Annotated in this window: 19 protein-coding genes; 12 read left to right on the forward strand and 7 right to left on the reverse strand. The window is 58.6% G+C overall.

Annotated features, from left to right (window positions below):
• Positions 1–67: 67 nt before the first annotated feature.
• From groL to EOS_RS05510, 4 genes are all read right to left on the reverse strand, one after another.
• Positions 68–1,708 carry a chaperonin GroEL gene (groL, locus tag EOS_RS05495; protein WP_047845595.1) on the reverse strand — a complete coding sequence of 547 codons (1,641 nt, stop codon included), beginning with the start codon at positions 1,706–1,708 and terminating at the stop codon, positions 68–70.
• 13 nt (positions 1,709–1,721) lie between these two features.
• Positions 1,722–2,015 carry a co-chaperone GroES gene (locus tag EOS_RS05500; protein WP_047845596.1) on the reverse strand — a complete coding sequence of 98 codons (294 nt, stop codon included), beginning with the start codon at positions 2,013–2,015 and terminating at the stop codon, positions 1,722–1,724.
• Between the two features lie 305 nt (positions 2,016–2,320).
• On the reverse strand, positions 2,321–3,679 hold the full coding sequence (locus EOS_RS05505) for an LLM class flavin-dependent oxidoreductase (protein ID WP_047845597.1): 1,359 nt from the start codon (positions 3,677–3,679) through the stop codon (positions 2,321–2,323).
• Positions 3,680–3,834: 155 nt separating this feature from the next.
• Positions 3,835–5,487 (reverse strand): ABC transporter substrate-binding protein, encoded by a 1,653-nt coding sequence (locus EOS_RS05510; protein ID WP_082163222.1) that lies wholly within the window; start codon positions 5,485–5,487, stop codon positions 3,835–3,837.
• Between the two features lie 681 nt (positions 5,488–6,168).
• Between EOS_RS05510 and EOS_RS05515 the strand changes: the two genes are divergently transcribed.
• From EOS_RS05515 to EOS_RS05540, 7 genes are all read left to right on the forward strand, one after another.
• Positions 6,169–7,386, forward strand: a complete 1,218-nt coding sequence (locus tag EOS_RS05515; RefSeq protein WP_047845598.1) for an acyl-CoA dehydrogenase family protein — start codon at positions 6,169–6,171, stop codon at positions 7,384–7,386.
• A 94-nt stretch (positions 7,387–7,480) separates the two neighbouring features.
• Positions 7,481–7,825: a DUF3088 domain-containing protein gene (locus EOS_RS44180; protein ID WP_075645287.1), complete on the forward strand. Its 345-nt coding sequence runs from the start codon at positions 7,481–7,483 to the stop codon at positions 7,823–7,825.
• A gap of 278 nt (positions 7,826–8,103) precedes the next feature.
• A complete protein-coding gene (locus EOS_RS05525; protein ID WP_047845600.1) occupies positions 8,104–8,571 on the forward strand; it encodes a rhodanese-like domain-containing protein in 468 nt (155 codons plus the stop codon).
• Between the two features lie 48 nt (positions 8,572–8,619).
• Entirely contained in the window at positions 8,620–9,549 is a 930-nt protein-coding gene (gene epsC, locus EOS_RS05530) for a serine O-acetyltransferase EpsC (protein ID WP_047845601.1), read from the forward strand.
• Positions 9,546–9,779 (forward strand): helix-turn-helix domain-containing protein, encoded by a 234-nt coding sequence (locus tag EOS_RS44185; RefSeq protein WP_075645288.1) that lies wholly within the window; start codon positions 9,546–9,548, stop codon positions 9,777–9,779. Before epsC ends, EOS_RS44185 begins: the two co-directional genes overlap by 4 nt.
• Before the next feature lie 109 nt (positions 9,780–9,888).
• Positions 9,889–10,821 (forward strand): family 2A encapsulin nanocompartment shell protein, encoded by a 933-nt coding sequence (locus EOS_RS05535; RefSeq protein WP_047845602.1) that lies wholly within the window; start codon positions 9,889–9,891, stop codon positions 10,819–10,821.
• A complete protein-coding gene (locus tag EOS_RS05540) occupies positions 10,796–12,793 on the forward strand; it encodes a family 2A encapsulin nanocompartment cargo protein cysteine desulfurase (RefSeq protein ID WP_047845603.1) in 1,998 nt (665 codons plus the stop codon). The genes EOS_RS05535 and EOS_RS05540 overlap by 26 nt, the downstream gene beginning before the upstream one ends.
• A 446-nt stretch (positions 12,794–13,239) precedes the next feature.
• Here the strand turns inward: EOS_RS05540 and EOS_RS05545 are convergent, their stop codons facing one another.
• Entirely contained in the window at positions 13,240–14,157 is a 918-nt protein-coding gene (locus EOS_RS05545) for a LysR family transcriptional regulator (RefSeq protein WP_047845604.1), read from the reverse strand.
• Between the two features lie 126 nt (positions 14,158–14,283).
• Here EOS_RS05545 and EOS_RS05550 point away from each other — a divergent pair, with 126 nt between their 5' ends.
• From EOS_RS05550 to EOS_RS49150, 4 genes are all read left to right on the forward strand, one after another.
• Positions 14,284–14,886 carry an FMN-dependent NADH-azoreductase gene (locus EOS_RS05550; RefSeq protein ID WP_047845605.1) on the forward strand — a complete coding sequence of 201 codons (603 nt, stop codon included), beginning with the start codon at positions 14,284–14,286 and terminating at the stop codon, positions 14,884–14,886.
• 28 nt (positions 14,887–14,914) lie between these two features.
• Positions 14,915–15,544, forward strand: a complete 630-nt coding sequence (locus EOS_RS05555) for an NADPH-dependent F420 reductase (RefSeq protein WP_047845606.1) — start codon at positions 14,915–14,917, stop codon at positions 15,542–15,544.
• A 62-nt stretch (positions 15,545–15,606) separates the two neighbouring features.
• Positions 15,607–16,455: a pirin family protein gene (locus EOS_RS05560; RefSeq protein WP_047845607.1), complete on the forward strand. Its 849-nt coding sequence runs from the start codon at positions 15,607–15,609 to the stop codon at positions 16,453–16,455.
• Between the two features lie 309 nt (positions 16,456–16,764).
• The gene (locus EOS_RS49150) at positions 16,765–17,118 is read left to right on the forward strand and encodes an MBL fold metallo-hydrolase (protein ID WP_075645289.1); all 354 of its coding nucleotides are present in this window, start codon (positions 16,765–16,767) and stop codon (positions 17,116–17,118) included.
• A 728-nt stretch (positions 17,119–17,846) separates the two neighbouring features.
• Here EOS_RS49150 and EOS_RS05570 read toward each other — a convergent pair.
• Positions 17,847–18,698 carry a ketopantoate reductase family protein gene (locus EOS_RS05570; RefSeq protein ID WP_047845609.1) on the reverse strand — a complete coding sequence of 284 codons (852 nt, stop codon included), beginning with the start codon at positions 18,696–18,698 and terminating at the stop codon, positions 17,847–17,849.
• A 65-nt stretch (positions 18,699–18,763) separates the two neighbouring features.
• Between EOS_RS05570 and EOS_RS05575 the strand changes: the two genes are divergently transcribed.
• Positions 18,764–19,636 carry a LysR family transcriptional regulator gene (locus EOS_RS05575; RefSeq protein WP_047845610.1) on the forward strand — a complete coding sequence of 291 codons (873 nt, stop codon included), beginning with the start codon at positions 18,764–18,766 and terminating at the stop codon, positions 19,634–19,636.
• A gap of 59 nt (positions 19,637–19,695) precedes the next feature.
• On the opposite strand, the gene EOS_RS05580 is transcribed toward EOS_RS05575, so the two are convergent.
• Positions 19,696–21,297 (reverse strand): ABC transporter substrate-binding protein, encoded by a 1,602-nt coding sequence (locus EOS_RS05580; RefSeq protein WP_047845611.1) that lies wholly within the window; start codon positions 21,295–21,297, stop codon positions 19,696–19,698.
• Positions 21,298–21,337 lie beyond the last annotated feature (40 nt).

Below are 21,337 nucleotides of genomic sequence, written 5' to 3' on the forward strand. Positions count from 1 at the left end.
ACTGGACGCGCCGACGTGCTTACGTACTGCGGTGACTACAGGTGGGCAAGTACGGGTAGGCCAAGGCTCAGAAATCGAAGCCCGGTCCACCAGCGCCCGGTCCGCCTCCAGGCGCGGCCGGGGCCGCATTCTTCGGCGCTTCGGTGATCGTTGCATCGGTCGTGAGCAGCAGTCCCGCAATCGACGCCGCATTCTGTAGCGCAGTACGCGTGACCTTGGTCGGATCGAGCACGCCCGATTCGACCAGATCACCGTATTCGCCGGTCTGCGCGTTGTAGCCAAAATTGCCTGTGCCTTCGGCCACTCGCGCGACGACCACGCTGGCTTCCTCGCCCGCGTTCGTGACTATCTGGCGTAGCGGTTCTTCCAATGCGCGCAGCACGATCTTGACGCCCGCGTCCTGGTCCGCGTTAGCGCCTTTCAGGCCGCTGATCGCTTGCTTGACGCGAATCAATGCAACGCCGCCGCCTGGTACAATGCCTTCTTCGACTGCCGCACGTGTGGCGTGCAATGCATCGTCAACGCGGTCCTTCTTCTCCTTGACCTCGATCTCGGTCGCACCGCCCACCTTGATCACCGCGACGCCGCCCGCCAGTTTCGCCACGCGCTCCTGCAGCTTTTCGCGGTCGTAGTCTGAGCTTGCCTCTTCGATCTGGACGCGGATCTGCTTGACGCGCGCCTGGATATTTTTCGTGTCTCCCGCGCCGTCGATCACGATGGTGTTTTCCTTGCCCACTTCAATACGCTTGGCCTGGCCCAGTTCAGCCAACGTTGCCTTTTCCAGCGTGAGGCCCGTTTCTTCAGCGATCACCTGGCCGCCGGTCAGGATTGCTATGTCCTCGAGCAGCGCCTTGCGACGATCGCCAAAACCCGGCGCTTTGACTGCCACCGTCTTCAGGATGCCACGGATGTTGTTCACGACCAGCGTCGCGAGCGCTTCGCCTTCGACGTCTTCCGCGATGATCAGCAGCGGTCGTCCCGCCTTCGCCACCAGCTCCAGCACCGGCAGCAGGTCGCGAATATTCGATACCTTCTTGTCGTGCAGCAGCACAAACGGATCTTCCAGGACGGCGACCTGCTTATCCTGATCGTTGATGAAATAGGGCGACAGGTAACCGCGATCGAACTGCAGTCCTTCAACCACGTCGAGTTCGTCGTCGAGCGATTTGCCGTCCTCGACCGTAATCACCCCTTCCTTGCCAACACGGTCGATTGCTTCGGCAATCCGCTGACCGATCGACTCCTCGCCATTCGCCGAGATCGTCGCGACTTGCGCGATTTCCTTGCTGGTCGTGGTGGGTTTGCTGATCTTTTTCAGTTCTTCCACGGCGGCGATGACTGCCTTGTCGATGCCGCGCTTCAGGTCCAGCGGATTGAGACCTGCAGCCACGTATTTCAGCCCTTCGCGTACGATCGCCTGGGCCAGCACGGTGGCCGTGGTGGTGCCGTCGCCAGCGTCGTCGCTGGTGCGCGACGCAACCTCCTTCACCAGTTGCGCGCCGATGTTTTGCAGCTTGTCGGCCAGCTCGATTTCCTTCGCGACCGAGACGCCGTCCTTCGTCACGATCGGGGAGCCGAAACTGCGCTCCAGCACGACGTTGCGGCCTTTGGGCCCAAGCGTTACTTTCACTGCATTGGCGAGGATGTTGACGCCTTCGACCAGCTTCGAACGCGCGGTGTCGCTAAAGACAATTTCTTTGGCTGCCATTTCTGAAGCTCCGTTATTGTTGGGTGACTACGGCGACAACGTCTTCTTCGCGCAGCACGAGCAGTTCGTTGCCGTCGACCTTGACCTGCTGGCCCGAGTATTTGCCGAAAAGCACGCGCTCGCCGACCTTCAGGTCGGGTACGATGCGCTTGCCATCGCTATCACGCTTGCCGGGGCCGACGGCAATGACTTCTCCCTGGTCCGGTTTTTCAGCGGCGCTTTCGGGAATCACAATGCCCGATGCAGTTTTTGTTTCCTGGTCGAGACGCTTGATAATGACGCGGTCGTGGAGCGGACGTAAGCTCATGGTTGGATTTCCGTTGTGGTGAATGAGTAGCACTCCTCGCAGCCGGGTGCTAACAGGAATTGAGTATAAGAATGTGTAGAGGGTCGATCCAATAACGAATACATGAAACGTTATCGGCGTTTGGCATTTGGCCGCGGTACTTCGTGCGCATACATCACGCTCGTCACGCAACACGACGTGACGATCGGGGCGTCTTAACAAAGCCCCGTCGGCACACGCGATTTTGGTCGTGCTCAGCAGTACTGGATTAGGGGCAATCAACGCCCGCTCGTGGCGGCTCTTCTATAGCGACCCCCCCGGGTGGTTCAGCTCGCCGCGCGCTTCTGTATAGCCTGGACGTAACGATTTTCCGGACGTGGCAGTCCGAGATTCTCGCGTAACGTCGTGCCTTCATACTCGGTGCGAAACAGACCGCGTCGCTGCAACTCCGGTACCACCAGCTCGGCAAATTCGGTCAGCCCGCCCGGCAACCATGGCGACATGATGTTGAAACCGTCCGCGCCTTCTTCTTCGAACCATTGCTCCAGTTGATCGGCGATACTCTCCGGAGTGCCCACGACCTGTTGGTGTCCGCGAGCCCCGGCTATGCGCAGATACAGGTCGCGAATGCTCAGGTTCTCGCGCCGCGCCAGGTCGAACAGCAATTGCTGCCGGCTTTTACCGCCATTCGTTTCGGGCAAATCGGGCAATGGCCCGTCGATGTGATACTTTGACAAGTCGACACCGCCAGTCATTTTCGACAGCAGTGCGAGGCCGACATCCGGATGAATGAGGTCCTGTAGCGCGTTGAACTTGGCGCGCGCCTCGTCACGGGTCCGGCCGATGACCGGGAAGATACCCGGCATGATCTTCAGATCCTCAGGTTGCCGGCCGTATTTGATGAGCCGCCCCTTGACGTCCTGATAGAACGCCTTGGCTTCATCCAGGGTCTGGTGCGCAACGAAGATCACCTCGGCGGTCTGTGCGGCAAGCTCGCGGCCCGCATCTGATGCTCCGGCCTGCACGACCACTGGCCAGCCCTGCGGCGAGCGGGCGATGTTGAGCGGGCCGCGCACCTTGAAATGCGGGCCGCGATGGTCCAGCGTATGCAGCTTGTCAGGATCGAAATAAATACCGCTTTCACGGTCGCGGATGAAAGCGTCGTCTTCCCAACTGTCCCAGAGGCCTGCGACGACGTCATAGAATTCGCGGGCGCGCTCGTAGCGAACTGCGTGAGCCGGGTGTTGCTCGAAGCCGAAGTTGAGAGCTTCCGTTTCGCTGCTTGATGTCACGAGGTTCCAGCCTGAGCGGCCGCCGCTCAGGTGGTCGAGAGAGGCGAACTTGCGTGCGACATTGAACGGCTCATTGAACGTGGTGGAGACGGTCGCAATCAAGCCGATGTTTTTCGTGACCACCGACAAGGCAGCCAGCAGGGTCAGCGGTTCGAAGTGGTCGGCGCGGGCCGTGCGCGAGAGGGAGGCGAGATTCGTATCACGGATGCCTACGCTGTCCGCGAAAAAAACCGCATCGAATTTCGCACGCTCGGCGAGCTGCGCGAGTTGAGCGTAGTGCGAGAAATCGAGCCCGCCAGTCAAATGCGTATCAGGATGACGCCAGGCAGCAATATGGTGCCCTGTCTCCATCAGGAAAGCACCTAGCTTGATTTGCCGCTTGGCCTTGCTCATTTGTTTGCTCCACGTCGTTGGGTCGTGCGGATGGGGGGATGCATATTCTTGGGCGTTGACACGTTTTCATCAATCAACAATTTTTGCTTTGCATATTCGGCGCAACGGCTAATGGATCGCGCTAACCGCTCGATAAGCCCCGGCAAATCCCATCGTCACGCTACAAAGACATCCGCAAGGTTGCCGCTCAGGCCGTCGGCGGTCAGCGTATGGTTGTGCACACGTTTGTTATAGATAGTCACCTGCTTCAGGGTCACGAGGTCGATGATCGGCAAATCGCGCCCTACAATCTGCTGAAACTGCCTGAAGTAATCCACTCTTTTATGCGGATCGTTTTCTACCGCCGCGGTCTCCAGCAGCCGGTCGACCTCCGGGCTTTGATAGTGTGTTGCGTTCGAAAACGGTACGCCTGCCTTGAAGTTGTGCGACCAGTAGAGACGTTGCACGCCGACCGTCGGATCGAAGGTATTGCCCAGGAAATTCGCGTCCAGATCGAAGTCGCGATCGGTGTAAATACGCTTCACGTAGCTGCCGAAATCCTGTGAGCGTACGGTTGCCTCGATTCCGGCGCGTCGCAATGTTTGCCGCAGATACTCGGCCAACCGCGCGAAGGTCGGATCATAGGGGTTGTAGTCAAGATTCAATTTGAAGCGGAAACCGTCGGATTGACGTGGGAAACCCGCTTCATCCAGCAACTGTTGGGCGCTTGCAAGGTCATACGGCAACGCTTTCGCGGCCGGATCGTAGAACTGGGTGAGCAGCGGGCTGATAGGTGACGGTGAGATGATCCCGTAGCCGTACCAGACTGAGCGCAGGATTGCTTGCCGATCAATGGTGTGGGCGATCGCCTGCCGCACTTTCGAATTGGCAAGGTAACGATTGTCGAGATTGAACTGCAGTTGAGTCAGCGCTGCGTCATAGCTGTACCCCCGGGTTTCGAGCGCCAGATGCGGCAACGCCTGTAGCCGGGCAATGTCGGTCAGCGGGACCGGGTTCTCCCCGGCGAGATCCAGTTCACCCGTTTCCAGCGCGACGGCGCGTGCCGCTGGATCGCCCATGAAGCGCACCACCAACTCGTCGATGTAAGGCTTCGGCGCGTCCCAGTAGTCTGGATTACGGGAGAAGACGGCATGACTGCCGCGCGCCCAGCTTTTGAAAATGAACGGTCCGGTTCCAATAGGATTGATATTATGAGGATTGCTTAGCGCGTCACTGCCGTCGTACAGATGAGCGGGCAAGATGGGTGACTCGGACGCAGCCAGCGCGTAGATAAGGTAGGGCGCCGGTTTCGATAATCGCAATACGGCCGTGTGAGCATCGGGCGTTGCAACTTCGACCACGTTGGCGAACGTCGAGCGTCCTCTTGAATGGTATTGCTTGAGCAATCCTATTGACGTGGCCACATCCTTTGACGTGAACGGCTTGCCGTCGTGCCAGCGTACATTTGGACGAAGCTTGAAGACGTATTCGCGGCCATCCGCGCTGATGGTCCATTGCGTCGCCAGTTGCGCTTGCGGACGAACATCGAAATCATAGCTCAACAATCCCTCGGTTACCTTCGGACTTATTTTCTGCTCGGCGCCAGCGGTGGTTGCGAAGTTGATCAGGGCCTTCGGCTCGGGATTGACCAGCAATGTGATCCGGCCACCCCGTCTCGGTGCAACCTCCGGCACGGCTGACGAGCCGACCGTGCTAGCTGCCAGCGATGTCAGCGGCGTCAGAGACGTCAACGCAACGCCGGCGGCGGCGCTCGCCAGACTGAGCAAGGTGGTGCGGCGGCCAGACTGAAAGGGTGTGCGCTGAATCATCGATCGTTCTCAAGATAAGTAGCGGGGTTATTGAGGTTTATTAGCGGCGAAGGCGAAAGTGCTTTCGCGAAATCCTTTTCCAATTTCAAATCCGGCAGCACAAGTTTGACGCCTCGGCCTATGCTTTTTCAGCCGGTGAGGTCTTGACCAGACCTGATTAAAAAACGCAATGGGTCAAGGGCGTTGCCCGTCAAACAGTGTTTATCGATGCGTGAACACATCATCCTGATGCTGCTGCGCCAGATGTGATGCCGCACGAGCACATCGTGCCTCGCAGCCGTGTACACGGAGTCGAATGGTCTGAGTTAGCGTACGGGCTCAAGCCCGCCGCCTCAACGAAGTAATGGAGGAATCTTTATCATCAACCGCAGATCGGTCAGCCAGTTCGAACGGTGCTCGCTTACCGACCATCTTTGCAGCAGCGCACATATAGAAAGATGAAATCGATAGAGCAATACCGCGAGCCCGCGACTACATTATTGTGCTGCTCAGGTATCGCTTAAGTAAATCGCCAGGTATCGCACCGGGCGAACAGAGGGATCGTCACCAAAGCGATTCGCAGATCGTAAAGCTCAACCAGATGTTCGCCGATCCGTATGCGGCTCAATTATCGATTCCCCACGGACGATGCCCTGGTTCAAGGAGCCCTGCGCTTTACGCTATTAAAAGGAAATAACAAGCATGAATGCACCATCTGAAATTACCGCGACGTCACAGCTGGATGCGGCGCTTGCCGCGTTGCCAGCGTTGGCGAAGGAGCTAGGCCGGGACGGCGCGGCGCGCGAGGCACGACGTGAATTGCCGTTCGATGGTTTTGCGTTGTTTCGCAAGTCCGGTCTTGGCTTGCTGCGATTGCCAGTCGAATGGGGCGGACTGGGCGGCTCATTGCCGGAGTTGTTTCAGGTGATCGCGACCCTCGCTGCGGAGGAATCGAACATAGCCCATGCGCTGCGTATCCATTTCGACCTGACCGAGTCGCTCCTGTTGTCGCCGCGTTCAGCGTTCAACGACACTCAGATCCAGCGCTTGCTGGACGGTGCAATATTCGGCGGTGCGTCGACCGAGCGGGGCACATCGCGGCCCGGTGAAATAGGCACGATCCTGCGGCGCGATGGCGACGAATATCGTGTCACGGGAAAGAAATACTACTCGACCGGAACAGCATTTTCCGACTATGCACGTATCAACGTGCAAGATGAAAAGAACAACAACGTGGTCGCTATCATTCCGGTCACCCGAGCGGGCGTCCAGATACTGGATGACTGGGATGGCATGGGCCAGAGGATGACCGCCAGTGGCAGCCTGGTCCTCGACAACGTACAAGTCCACGCGAACGAAGTCGTGCCAAGAGGCGCTTCGACCCTGGCAGGACGCCATGGCGGCGCATTGCGTCAACTGCACCTCGTTGCAGTGGCTGCGGGCATTGTCCGCAATATTCTTGCGGATGCTGAGAACTATGTGCTCAAGCATGGACGCCCGGTGCTGCACAGCCCGGCGGCATCTGCGCGAGAGGATCATTTCATCCAGCAAGTGGTGGGCGATCTTGCGGCTCACAGTCACGCGATTGATGCGCTGGTCGAGCAGAATGCACGCGTGCTGGATCGGTCGGCTAATGCCATCCGCGCCCAAGCTGACAACGCCGAAGAACTGGTATTGCAAGGTGCGCTGGCCACGGCAAAGACACAGTTGGTGGTGAGCAAGCTGGCGTTGCATGCGGGCGAGCGCTTGTTTGAGGCAGGCGGCGCTTCCGCCACATCGCGTGTGCACAATTTCGATCGTCACTGGCGCAACTTGCGCACGATCTTCAGCCACAACCCGTTGTTGCACAAAGCGCGAGTGATCGGCGGTTATCAGTTAAACGGCGACACCACGCATCTGACCGAAGGCCGCGTGTTCTGAAGGTGTTCTAAGTGATTTACAACGCTCCGCCAAGGGCACGAGGATAGTTCCATTCGTCTCTCAGCGGGCATTCTTCTTCAAGGATTCCCAAATCGTGAGCCAAGACCTTTTGCTGCTGCTTGAGCCGGGTTTCACCGATCCAAAATATCCGGGTGAGCGTTTTATCTGCCCGGATGGCGCACCTATTGAAGGTCTGCTGGCCAGCGATCCAGCAAAGACCTCGCGCCTTGATATTCACCGTCTGCCATTTGCGCACCCGCGTGAGGCGGTCATCGCTGCGCTCGATGAGGAGCACCAGAGCTTGCCCGTGCTGATTCTGGGAGACGAACATCCGGTGCCCGCCGGTGCACATACGCTCGGCGACAAACACTTCGTGACCGACACGCGTCGAATCCTGGATCTGCTTGCCGAGCGTCATGGTTTTCCAAAGGTGCATTGACCAGACCGTTGCCAAAGAAAGGCCCCGGTTTTTGAACTGGTCCAGGCAGGCTGGACGCCGTTACTTTCGGTTGTCGCCCCAGACAAGAAACCGTCTGCGGAATTCAAGAGGTTTGTCGCAGCGCGACTATCTGCAAGTTCTTCTTTAGAAATAAGTTTTTGTTGGTTCGAATTTCCTTCCTGTTCTCGCATAGTGGCAATTGATGGCTATAGACGGTTGCGTTTCCTCTGAAAACTGTTGGCCATGACGTGTACTAAACGGAATCGCAAGGAGATTGTATGACGGTCGAATTGGAAGAACGGGTAAAGCACGCAGTTCTGAATGCGGCGCGGGATGCGGCTGTGGCCGCTGCATTGCCTTACGCCGGTGGGGTTTCGCCGCAAGAGGCCTTGGCTTTGGTGGAGTCGGGCGACGCAGTCATTGTCGATGTACGCACGGCCGAGGAGCGCAAGTTCGTGGGTTATGTACCGGGCAGCGTTCATGTGCCTTGGGCGACGGGCACAAGCCTGACGCGCAACCCGAGGTTTGTGCGTGAACTCGAGGCGAAAACCAGCAAGGAAGCTGTTGTGCTGCTGCTGTGCCGCAGCGGCAACCGATCTGCACTGGCCGCCGAGGCCGCAACGAAAGCTGGCTTTGCGCAAGCGTTCAACGTGCTGGAGGGCTTTGAAGGCCAGCTCGATGAACAGCAGCGACGCGGCACCCTCGGCGGCTGGCGTTACCTTGGCCTGCCTTGGGTGCAAGACTGAGAGAACCCGCGTTTCCACTCCTGGCAACAAGCCGAAGGATCTCCGACTGTGGCTGCATTCGACATCGACGACATCGTCCAATCGCTCCAGACGGTCCGCCAGCAATGGCGCGCGAAGCAGGGGCGATCGCAGGAGCCGGGCGGTCGCGAACTGCCGGCGCGAGAAGCGCTTGCGAACATTATCAAAACGCTCAAGGGTGTGCTGTTCCCCATGCGGCTAGGCCCACACGATCTGCGTCAGGAGAGCGAAAATTTCTTCGTCGGCCATGCGCTTGATTCGGCACTGCATGGCCTGTTCGCCCAAGCGCAACTGGAACTGCAGTATCGGGCTCGCCATTTGCCGCGCGACGACGGGGGTATAGAGGCGCGCGCCGGCACGGCCGTTCGCGCGTTCGCCGCAAGACTGCCGGACATTCGGGCACTGCTAGACAGCGACGTGCTCGCGGCCTTTCATGGGGACCCTGCAGCAGGAAGCGTCGACGAGGTGCTGCTGTGTTATCCCGGCATCCTGGCGATGATCCATCATCGGCTTGCGCACGAGTTGTACCGTCTTGACCTGCGGTTGCTGGCGCGCATCGTCTCGGAGTTGGCGCATGCCGAAACAGGTATCGACATCCATCCGGGTGCGCAGATCGGCTCGGGGTTTTTTATCGATCACGGGACGGGCGTGGTCATTGGCGAGACAACGATCATTGGCGAGCGCGTGCGGGTTTATCAGGCTGTGACGCTCGGCGCCAAGCGATTTCCTCGCAACCACGAAGGGCATCTGGAGAAAGGGCTCGCCCGGCATCCTATTGTGGAAGACGAGGTTGTGATCTATGCGGGTGCGACGATTCTCGGGCGCGTTACGCTCGGCCGCGGCGCCGTGATCGGCGGTAACGTGTGGCTCACGCATGACGTTGAGCCGGGTGCGAATATCACGCAGGCCGTATCGCGCAGCGATGCCCTCCAGCCCCAAAGCTCCCAGCTGACCTCATGACTGACTTAATACGGGTCTTTGGCGAAAACATCAGACATTTACGTGATGCTAAATGCTGGTCACAAGAACAGCTCGCCCAACGAGCGGGCCTCCACCGTTCGTATGTGGGCGAGATTGAACGGGGTGAGGTGACCGCGTCGATATTAACGGTCGAGAAGCTAGCGAGTGCTTTTGACATGCCCATGGCAAATTTGCTGATGCGCGAAAATCAATCCGCAACCACACCATAATATTTGCCGAAATGTGGTCTATAGCCGGTTGATGGAAGCCACAGTGGCCTCGATAATCCATTTTCTGATAAGTAATCCCGCTTTCCTTCTATAGACTTCGGAGCATCACATGACGGCAAATGTGGGCGGCCAGACGGCGCTCGGCGATAACGCAGCACGGCAACTAGCCAATGCAACCAAGACGGTTCCCCAGCTTTCTACCATCACCCCTCGCTGGCTCACTCATTTGCTGCAATGGGTGCCTGTTGAAGCCGGTATCTACCGGTTGAACCAGGTCAAAAATCCGGAGGAAGTGAAGGCGGCTTGCACGCAACGTGAAGACGAAAGCGAACTGCCCCGCACTTTCGTTCCCTACGATGAAAACCCCCGCGAGTACTTTCTTAACGCCGTCAGCACCGTCCTCGACGTGCAGACCCGTGTGTCGGATCTCTATAGTAGTCCGCACGATCAGATCAAGGAACAGCTGCGCCTGACGATCGAAACGATCAAGGAATTACAGGAAAACCAGCTCATTAATAATCCCGATTACGGTCTGCTGGCTAATGTTGCCGAAGAACAGCGCGTGTTTCCGCTGACTGGCGCGCCGACTCCCGATGACCTCGATGAACTGCTGACGCGTGTCTGGAAAGAGCCTGCCTTTTTCCTGACGCATCCGCTGGCTATCGCGGCGTTCGGGCGCGAATGCACGCGTCGCGGTGTGCCGCCGCCGGCCGTGAGCCTGTTTGGTTCCCAGTTCCTCACGTGGCGAGGTATTCCGTTGATCCCATCGGACAAGGTGCCAGTAGCCGATGGGAAGACCAAGATCCTGCTGCTGCGCGTGGGTGACAAGCGTCAAGGCGTGGTGGGTTTGTTCCAGCCGGGCGTGGCAGGCGAGCAGGGACCAGGACTGTCGGTGCGCTTCATGGGCATCAACAATCACGCGATCGCTTCGTACCTGATCTCGTTATATTGCTCGCTCGCAGTGCACTCGCCGGACGCACTGGCGGTTCTGGATGACGTGGAGATCGCTAAGTACCATGACTACCCTGACACCTACAAGTAATCCAGTGAGCAGCGCATCCCTTCCCGATGTTCCGACGGGCGCAGCGCCCGCGGGATTGCCGGACGTCGCCACGTTGTCGCGTCTCGCAAATGCTTTCTTTTCAGTCGCGCCGGGAAGTGCTGGTAGTGGGTTGCCGTCGCTTGCGAGTCTTGGCAGTGGCAGTGGCGAATCGCTCTCAGCGGGGTTGCCGGTGGCCGCGCCCGTATTGGCATCCGCGAGCAATCTGGCGCCCCCTGGGTCGCCGTTTGCGGGCCCGGGCGGTGCAGGGACAGGTGTGCCAGACCTGAGTCTTCCGCAAGGCAAGGTAGCAGGCGCCAACCTGCTGCCGTCGTCGCCTACCCACGTCTTGTCTTTGGGCAATCGCGTACCCGCGCTGGCGCCGCATGCTGTCGCGCAAAACAACGTACCTGACTCCGTGACGAGTGCAGCACCGGCCTTGGAACCACGCTTCGGTGGTGCGGCGCTGGCCGTTGGCGTGCCTGATGCCGGGCAACAAGATCAATCGCCGTTTTATTTCCTGCGGGGCGCGGGCTCGTCAACCGGCGCGAGCCGCGAGCTGCCGTTGCCAAGTCACGATGTGCCAACGGCTGTATCGTTTGGCCTGCCGTCATTAGATAACCTGCGCTCATTTAACGGCCGCGAGCCTTCAGTGTCGAAGGGCGCTGAGCCTGATCGCAACAGTTCGTTTTATTTCCTCGATAACGCCCGTACACCGCATTCAAACGAGCGCTTGCCAAGGACTGGTTCCGCACATCCGCCCTTCGATGTCAACGCCATCCGCCGCGACTTTCCGATTCTGCAAGAGCGCGTGAATGGTCGTCAGCTCGTGTGGTTTGATAACGCGGCGACGACGCAGAAGCCGCAGTCGGTCATCGACCGGTTGTCGTACTTCTACGCGCATGAGAATTCGAACATTCACCGTGCCGCGCATGCATTGGCAGGACGCGCGACCGATGCGTACGAAGGCGCACGCGATACGGTGCGGCGCTTCATTGGCGCAGCGTCGCCGGAAGAGATCATCTTTGTGCGCGGCACGACGGAAGGCATCAACCTGATAGCGAAGACCTGGGGCGTGCAAAACGTCGGAGAGGGCGACGAGATCATTGTGTCGCACCTTGAGCACCACGCGAACATCGTGCCTTGGCAACAACTCGCCGCACAAAAGGGCGCGACGCTGCGCGTGATTCCTGTCGATGACTCGGGTCAGGTTCGACTCGACGAGTATCAGAAGCTGCTCAACAGCCGCACGAAGATTGTCTCGGTCACGCAGGTATCGAACGCGTTGGGTACCGTTGTGCCGGTGCAGGAAATCGTGGCGATGGCGCATCGCGCCGGCGCTTGCGCGTTGGTCGATGGCGCGCAATCGGTTTCGCACATGCGGGTGAACGTGCAGGAGATCGACGCTGACTTCTTCGTGTTCTCGGGCCACAAGCTGTTCGGTCCCACGGGTATTGGCGTGGTCTACGGCAAGCGCGATCTGCTCGAAGACATGCCGCCATGGCAGGGCGGCGGCAACATGATCGCGGACGTGACGTTCGAGAAGACCGTCTTCCAGGCGCCGCCTAATCGCTTCGAGGCGGGCACGGGCAATATCGCCGATGCAGTCGGTCTTGGCGCTGCGATCGATTACGTGACGCGTGTGGGTATCGAGAATATCGGGCGTTATGAACACGATCTACTGGCCTACGCAACGAGCGTGTTGCAGCCGGTGCCGGGCGTACGGTTGATCGGCACCGCGAAGGATAAGGCCAGCGTGTTGTCGTTTGTGCTGAAAGGCTATGAGACGGAAGAGGTCGGGCAGGCGTTGAACGAAGAAGGCATTGCCGTGCGTTCGGGGCATCACTGCGCGCAACCGATTCTCCGGCGCTTCGGAGTCGAGGCGACCGTGCGGCCGTCACTCGCTTTTTATAACACCAGCGATGAAGTCGATCAGATGGTTTCCGTGGTACGCCGGCTATCGTCGCCGCGTTAAAGCAGCGAGTTGGGCCCGCGCGGTCTCCGCACGGCTTCATTCGGGCGCGTGCCGTGCGACGTTCTATTTCATCGTTCGGGCAATATTGCTCGTATCTCGAGGTGTGAGACATCAATTCGTTTCGCTTGGGCGCAAGACAGCAGTGCGCTCAAGCGGACGTCGTAATGCGGGCTTTTAAGAATCTTGCGCAACCTAAATACCAAGGTGTTCTGAGTATCCGCAACTGGGACTTTCCAAGCGGTGATCTGATCCATCAGGCGAACTAGGTGGAACCCGTCGAGCTATTTCTGTGCGGCTATATGTCGGGATCTGGCGGACCACGGCGTCCACATTGATGTTCACCGCATCAGACGTTTGCGGGCAAAGCTTGGCCTGCGATGCAAGCAAAAGCGCAAGTCCAAGGCGACCACGAATTCGACGCACGATTTGCCGATGAATGCCCGATCTCAAGGATATTGCGAAGAGTCTGAAACCGCCCGATCCGCCAGAAGCTGCACGGCACGCTCTTCAAACGGTGAAAGCTCGCTGCCGCGCATGCGCGAGAGGACAAACACAAGAGGGCGGAGGTGCCATGCTCGGCGACGAAGCTCGACCAGACGACCGACAGCCAAGTCTTCAGCGACCAAGTTCACAGGCATGTGGCCCCAGCTGAGCCCCGAAATCAGAAGGTCACGTTTCGCGGCTAGGTCGTTGACGAGCCACTGGCGCTCTCCTGCTACTCCCATCTGGGTCTTCTCTGCACCCGGCTGGTTGTCTGTTACCACCAACTGCACATGCTGACCAAATTGTTCGAGGGAGATTGGCCGCTCGATATTCGCTAACGGATGGGTTGGCGCACACACGGTGACCATCTCTACTTCGCAAAGCCAGTGCCTCTCGATCGCGCCTTTCTTGATCTCGGGCACGTCTGAAACGGTAACCGCGAGCGAGCAGCTGCCTGCCAGTACCAGCGCCTCACCACCCTGCATGGTGATCATGCGCAGGCTAATGGCGGCTGTTGGCGACTCGCGTTCGAGTGCACGCAGACAGTCGATCAGGCGCCCCCTTGGGAAATACGTATCGACGGCGATTGAGAGGCTCGGCACGCCTTCCGCCGACATCGACTTCGCCCGGTTCTTCATCTCTTCCATACGTGCAATCACGGCTCGCGCGTCAGGAAGAAGGCCCCGTCCTGCAGCGGTGAGCTCGGCCTTCCGAGCATCTCGCTGAAAGAGTTCCAGGCCTAGCGCAGCTTCCAAGGCGGAGATCGCGTGGCTAACGGCGGATTGGGCTCGCCGGAGCCGGCGGGCCGCGCCCGTGAAGCTCATCTCCTCACATACCGCGACAAAGGTGCGAAGTTGGTTGATTGAGACGGTGTCGAGCATGTCATCTACTCATTAGATGGATAGAAGCGATATTTTGTCAGTTTTCAAGATGATTCACTTTCCCTATCTTTCGTATCACGCAAGCCCACGTGGGCGACGCTTCAAAGCTGAAAGGAACAGATCGAAATGCCCACACTTCTCGCGATACAGGTAAGCCCTCGCCACGAACACTCGACCTCCCGCAAGCTCTCGGCGGTGTTCGTTGAGAAATGGCTGGCCGCACATCCCGGCGGCAAAGCTATTGAACGTGATCTGATGAAGACCAATCTGCCGTTTGTCGATCTGCCATGGATTGGCGGCGCGTTTACGCCCCCGGAGCAACATTCGCCGGAGAGCGCTGCTGCCATCAAGATTTCCAACGATTTGGTCGCCGAGCTGCAGGCAGCCGATCGCATCATCATCGGCACACCGATGTACAACTTCACCATCCCGGCGGTGCTGAAGGCCTACATCGACCATATCGTCCGGGTCGGTGTCACGGTCGTCGACAATGTCGGGCAGCTAACCGGCAAGAAGGCCACCGTCATTCTTGCGAGCGGGGGTGATTTCAGTCCTGGCTCTGCGATCGAAGGCTACGATCACGCCAGCAGCTACCTCCGTCAGGTGCTGGGGTTCATCGGAATTACAGATATGGACATCGTCCTCGCCGGATCGGCGCGCGCTGGAATGTCAGGCGAGACGGCGGTGAAGGAGTTCGGCGAAGTGCTTGCGTTGGCTGCGGCTGCTTGAGTCATCGTTTGATCGCGGAGAAACGGTCATGAAAGTTGGGTTCATCGGCGCTGGTCGCATGGCTACGACCATCGGTCGTCACTTGATCTGTGCGGGCCACGAGGTCGTCCTGTCCAGTTCGCGGGGACCGGAGGCGTTGGCGGGGCTCGTCGCTGATCTGGGTCCGGCCGCCACCGCAGGATCCAAGCAGGACGCTGCGGAATGCGATGTGGTGATCCTCGCGACGAATTGGGCGGATGCGCCGGCGGCGCTCAAGGATATCGACTGGACCGGCCGCATACTCGTCGACGGGACGAACGCCCACATGGGCGAGGAACCGGACATCAGCGCTGCCGGCGTAGCGAGATCGGTCGCCGCGCTGGAGGGCCGCACGTCGAGCGAGATAGTCGCCGCAATGGCGCCCGGGGCCAGGCTGGTGAAGTCAATCAGCAATATGCCGATGGCTTGGATACAGGATTTCTCGCCACAGAAGCCGAAGGCCGTGCTGTTCATGTCGGGAGACGATCGCGATGCCAAGGCGGTCGTGGGCGAACTTATTAATTCGACGGGCCTGGTCGCGCTCGACCTCGGCTCTCTCGCGGACGGCGGTGCGATGCAGCAGCTCGGCGGCCCCCTATCCGCTGTGGAATTGCACTTCGTCCGCCGGGTCGTTCGCTAAGTTAAGTTTGAGCCGCGTGCATTGTGAGTCCGCGACTGGTCGCCCGTTCAGGAGGATTCAGGATGAACACCCCAAAACCGATGTTTGTTCGAGAAGTAGCGCGTATCGACGACCCCCAGTTCGTATCGGGTCAAGGCGCCGGACATCGCGCTCGCCGTTTGATCGACGCACCGGACGCCGCATTCGCCGATCCGTTCGTCCTGATGGCCGAGGATTGGACGTCCCAGGGGGTATTCCCTTTTCACCCACATCGCGGCATCGAGACGATTACATTCGTCATTGAGGGGTCGATCGAGCATCGCGACAGCGCCGGATATGGAGGGGTGATCCGTGCCGGCGATGCCCAATGGATGACCGCCGGCCGAGGCATCCAGCATGAGGAAAACCCTCCGGCCGGGACAAGTGCTCATACCCTGCAGCTCTGGGTGAATTTGCCTGCGGCCGAGAAGATGGCTGTTCCACGGTATCAAGATCTGGTGGCTTCCGTCTTGCCAGTCCGGAACGAGGATGGAGTTGAGGTCAGGGTCTTTTCCGGAGCCTACGACGATATGGTCTCGCCCACACTCAACCATCTTCGTGTCACGATGCTCGAGGTGCGGGTCGAAAACGGTGGTGCGTTTCGGCACTCGTTTGCAGCGACCGACAATGCATTTGTCTACGTCCTCGAAGGTGCGGTAGAGATCGGGCCCGCCGGTGACCTTTTGGAGGCCAGCCAGCTTGGCTGGTTAACGCGATCGGAGGAGCTGGGATCGTCGGAACTTACCATAACGGCGCGGGGCAATGTCGGCCGCTTTCTTCTTTTCGCCGGCCAGCCGTTGCGTGAGCCGATCGCGTTTGGAGGCCCCTTCGTCATGAACACGCAGGCGGAAATCCAGCAAGCGTTCGCCGACTTTCGAGCTGGCCGATTCTGAACCAGGGCAAGTGGGAGTGTTCAAGAGCTCGACGCAGTCACTACGGACATATGAGTGACTCGCCCAACGTTTCCCAGCACGTCATACGGCGCCCAAACAAGGGGGCGGTGACTCCACGGAGCTTCGCCATTGTTGTTCAGACAGGCGCAAACGATGTCCGTCCATCGAGTGCTGACATCCCAAGGGGAATTTGCTTATCGACACCGGGTTTGGAAGACACCTCGAAGACCACATGAAATTGATTCCTTCGATTCAGAAGTCAGCTCATGACAAACTCGTTCCAGTTGCGGATCAGCTTGCCCCGCCTCCGTGCAACCTCACGATACTTCCGCCATCATCCCGACCCATGCTCACTGGGATCACCTAAGCGACATCGATGATCTTCGCGGTGTGCCGGTAATGGTTACCGTAGCGGGAAAACGCTGGATTGATTCCAAAGCTTCGGGAACCGAAGTAATTAACAGCTTTGGCAGCCTAAATTACCAAAACTACGAATTCGACGGTGGCCCGTGTCTCGGCTTTCCGCGAAGCGACGACGTCTGGGGTGATGGCGCGGTTGTAATCGTTCCAGCGCCAGGACATACACCTGACTCGGTCGTGGTTTTTGTGAGTCTGCCATCAGGAGCCCGTTACGCGCTGTTAGGCGATCTGATATGCAATTAGAGGGCATTGAAATTCCTGCAGACAAGCCTTGGATGCTTCGCTGGTTGATCGGTGAAGACGACGATGAGGGGCACGCGGATATTGATCGAATCAGGGTTGCGACCAAGAAATACCCTCAAATTCGCCCAATCCCGGCGCACGACGGGTCGGCATTTAGCCAGCTCCCGAAATTTCCGGCTTCGGCACATTGGTCACCATCGAGTTGCCGCTGATCACTTCCAAAGGTGATCGTCGGCGATATTGATGCGGTCAACTGATGGAGCGTCCGGGTGGACTTGGTATTCGCTTATGGCCGAAGCGACAACCGGCGCTTCTTCGATGATGGCAAGACACCCTATAACTCGCCGAAGGAGGCACCGAAGTTCTGATCGCTTCCGATTCGCACGAAAATTCGATTTTCCAACTCGGTACGCCGCGACGCGCCTTTGCTCGCGGCGTTTCTCCTTGATTCGCCTCCGCGCGAAATCTTGCTTTTTTCTCGATATTTCTTCCGATAACGGTCTTTGACCGGCCCTCGATCTGACTCCGATCCTCGCATGTACTCGTCTATGATGGCTTCGGAATCTGGCTGGCTGCGCGACACGGAGCGATGAAAGTCGTGCCATAGAAGTCGAATACTTTCTTGCTGGACTCGGTCTGACGCCTTCGGCCGAGTTCGACTCAGAAGGGACGGCTGCAATCTCGCGTCGCCAAGGGCTTCTTTCGAATTGACAGCGGCCCTTCGCAGGCTAAGGTCGAAGCGCCAGCAAGCGGGGTGTTTTGCCGGGCGCCGCTGTCGCCATCGCATCGATCAACGCACGCGTCTCCGTTGGGCCGAACTCACCGAGATCCTTGACGGGCCGCGACCGGCTCAGAAGCCACAGCAGACCCGTGCGCGCGAATGACGGCATGCGTAAGAGCGTCGCGACAAGACGAGGCTTTAGCGTGTGACCCAGACTACGAACCAGGTCAAAGCCTTCCGTCCAGGCAGCATCGAGCTGTTCCGCCTCGGTCCATGTGAGCTGGGTTGCTCGCTGCCACGTGAGCAGCGCGGCGAGAAAGAGCGGCACCACGAGCGCGACGTGACTACGGAGGAATGCATCCATGTCGTCTTCTACCTCGCTAGGCATAGCTGCTTCTTTGAAGAGTTGCGCCAGAATGGGGCTTGACATCGTCGTCCCCATGCCCGGGCCATCTACGCGAAAGCGTAGCCGCTGGTCTACGAGATATGCCGACATATTCGGAAACCCAAAAGCGAAGCGTTCTGCGCCGACGATGGTTCGATAGGGTCCGGTGCCTTGGAACGTATTGAACATCAGCAGGATCGTGTTCGCGCGGCTTGCCGCTAACGCTGGCAGCAGCGGCGCGACCTGGTGTTCAGGCACGGTGACGATCGCCAGATCGCTGGGCGTGGCCGGATCGAGCGTCGACACGACCTTAACCGGCACACTTCGCCCGTCGACCGTGACGATTGCGCCATCGCGATTTAGCGTGTCGAAGCGCGCACCTCGTGCCACGACGGTGACGTCATGGCCGGCTTTGGCGAGACAGAAGGCCACGGCGCTGCCGATCCGCCCCGCGCCAATCAGGATGATTTTCATGGGCCAAGTGTGCGCATCCCGTATGTTCCTGTATACGGAATATTGAGGTAATCTAGTTTCCATATATGGAAACGCTCTCCTGGGACGATCTGCGCATTCTTCTGGCCGTGCATCGAGCCGGGAGCTTGCTTGCCGCAGGTAAGGCACTAGGCCTGTCGACATCCACGACCGCGCGCCGGCTCGATGCGCTGGAAGCTGCGATGGGATGCCAGTTGGTGTACCGCAGCCAGGCGGGCACTGAGTTAAAGCCGGAGGCGCTGCGGATTGTGAGGCTGGCTGAAGGGCTGGCGCACGGTCTCGATGCCCTGCGTCGCGATCAAACCTTGCTGGCAGGGACACTGCGGATCAGCGTGCCAGATGGAATGGCCCTAACGCTCGCCCGCTCGCTGCCCACGTTTCGCGAGGCGTTCCCCTTTGTCGATCTTGAGCTGGTGGGAGAAAGCCGGATGGCGGATGTGGCCGCGCGTGAAGCAGACATCGCGGTTCGTCTCACACGCTCCACTTCGAATGTGCTCGTGGAAAAACACCTCGCTAGTTTTCGGTTCGCGTTGTTCGCGTCCGCAGATTATGTCCGGCACCATCTGCCTACGCGGAGACTCGTCAAGGGTGAGGCGTCAGCGCATCCGTTTGTCGGACTCGACGAGCGTTGGAAAGAACTGCCACACGAGCAATGGATCCGCAAACTTGGCGCGACGCGGTTCGCATTCCGCTCAAGTTCGATGGAAGCAATCGTTGAAGCGGTTCACCAGGGCATCGGTCTTGCGGCATTCCTCGAAAAAGACCCGCGAAACACGGACCTCATTCGTGTCGAAACGGATATTTTGGGACCCACTCAACCGTTCTATTTGGTGTATCACCGCGACCTGCGTACGCAGCCACATGTGCGCGCGGCTGTGACGGCGATCGAGACATACATGCGGGCCCATAGCGACAGCTAATGTTGACTCGTCACGCTTTCTTGCAAGACCACGTACGGCCGGGCGACATGCGTTTTGACTTACTTCTCGATCGACACGTCCTCATATCGGTAAGAATCATAGAGACCGTTGGTCGCCTGAACCAGATTCTTCACGTACGGCTGCCGGCAGTAGCCGAGATACTCGCCAAAGACCACTGGACGAACGGCCTGTTGCGTGATGCGACGATCGATCGCGTTGACAAGCGCCTTGCGCTTCACCGGATCCGCGGTTTGCGATTGCTCCTCGATCATTTTTTGCGTTTGCGGATCACAGTAATCGCTGTAATTTGTCGACGCCTTGCATGCGTAACTTCCGAACAGAACGGAGTCCGGATCATCGATCGGCGGCGCAGCGGAAAACATCAGAAACTGATAGCCAGACCGTTGAATCTCCCGCTGATTGGCGACGCTGATTTCGACCGGATCGAGTGTTGCATCAATATAGATCGTACGGAGCTGATCGGTGAGCAGCGTCGCCGGCGCGACGTGCGTCTCTCGATTGACGACAGTGAGGCGCGCTTGCAAATGGTGCGCGGGACCATAGCCGAGCTGCGCCATCAACTGGCGGCCCTCGTCGCGACTTTTGTTGACGTCCTTGCTGTAGCCGGGCAGATCGGCGAGCTGGTTTTGCGACAGTCCCCATGATCCTCCCGGCGGCGCGAGCATCAATCCGGCGACAGGTGCTTTGCCATGTGCCATCACGGCGTTGAAGGCGTCATGATCGATTGCCAGTGCGATCGCACGACGTAGTCTTTGATCCTTGAAAGTCGGATCGTTTGGGTTGTATAGAATTTGTCCTGTGGTGGCGTGAGGCGCCATGTCGCAAATGGCATTGGGCTGTTGCGCCTTGATGTTTTTTTCGGCTTCGATATTGACCTCCCTCCAGGTCAGATCGGCTTGACCTGACTCGAATGTCAACATTCTGGTGCCTTGATTTGGAATGATCCGGTATTCGATCGCGTCGAGCTTGGGCTTGCCGCTCTTGAAGTAGTCCGAATTACGAACGAGTCGGATCGCCCGATTTCGGCGGAACTCAGCTAGCTTGAACGGACCAGTACCGATCGGATGCGTGCGCATGGTTTGCGCATCGACGTGACACGGATAAACCGGCGAAAAGCCCGATGCCAGCATCATGATGAAGGACGGCTGCGGACGGCGCAAAACGAAGCTCACTTCCAGATCGCCGCTGGTATTCACGCTCTCGAGGTTCTCGTACCACGGCCTGCGCGGGTTCTTGCGCCAGCCCGAATCGCGTTTTCCGGTAATCGAATCCCACGTGCATTTCACGTCGGCACTGGTGAACGCCACACCGTCGTGCCATTTAACGCCTGGATGCAGTTTGAACGTCAACGTTTTGCGGTCCAAGCTCCACGCCCAACTGTCGGCGAGGTCGGGCTTAATGGAACTCGCGTCGTTGCGTCGAGAGAGTTGGTCGAAAACTACCAGATTGTTGAACACCGGCATGAAAGGGATGACGGTCGACGTCGTCGCTTCTTCCTGTATCGACGCGGTAGGTGGATTGTCTCGCATGATTGCGCGTAATGTTCCTCCCGATTTTTGTGCGATCGTGATCGTAGGCATCAGCAAGCACGTACAGACAGTCAACGCGACAAACCACTTGCACAAACATATGCTTCTCATCCGCAGTCTCCTTTTTGCTGATTGGCTTCTTACCTTACGG

This window comes from Caballeronia mineralivorans PML1(12), from assembly GCF_001028175.1.
GTDB classification, from domain to species: Bacteria; Pseudomonadota; Gammaproteobacteria; order Burkholderiales; family Burkholderiaceae; genus Caballeronia; species Caballeronia mineralivorans.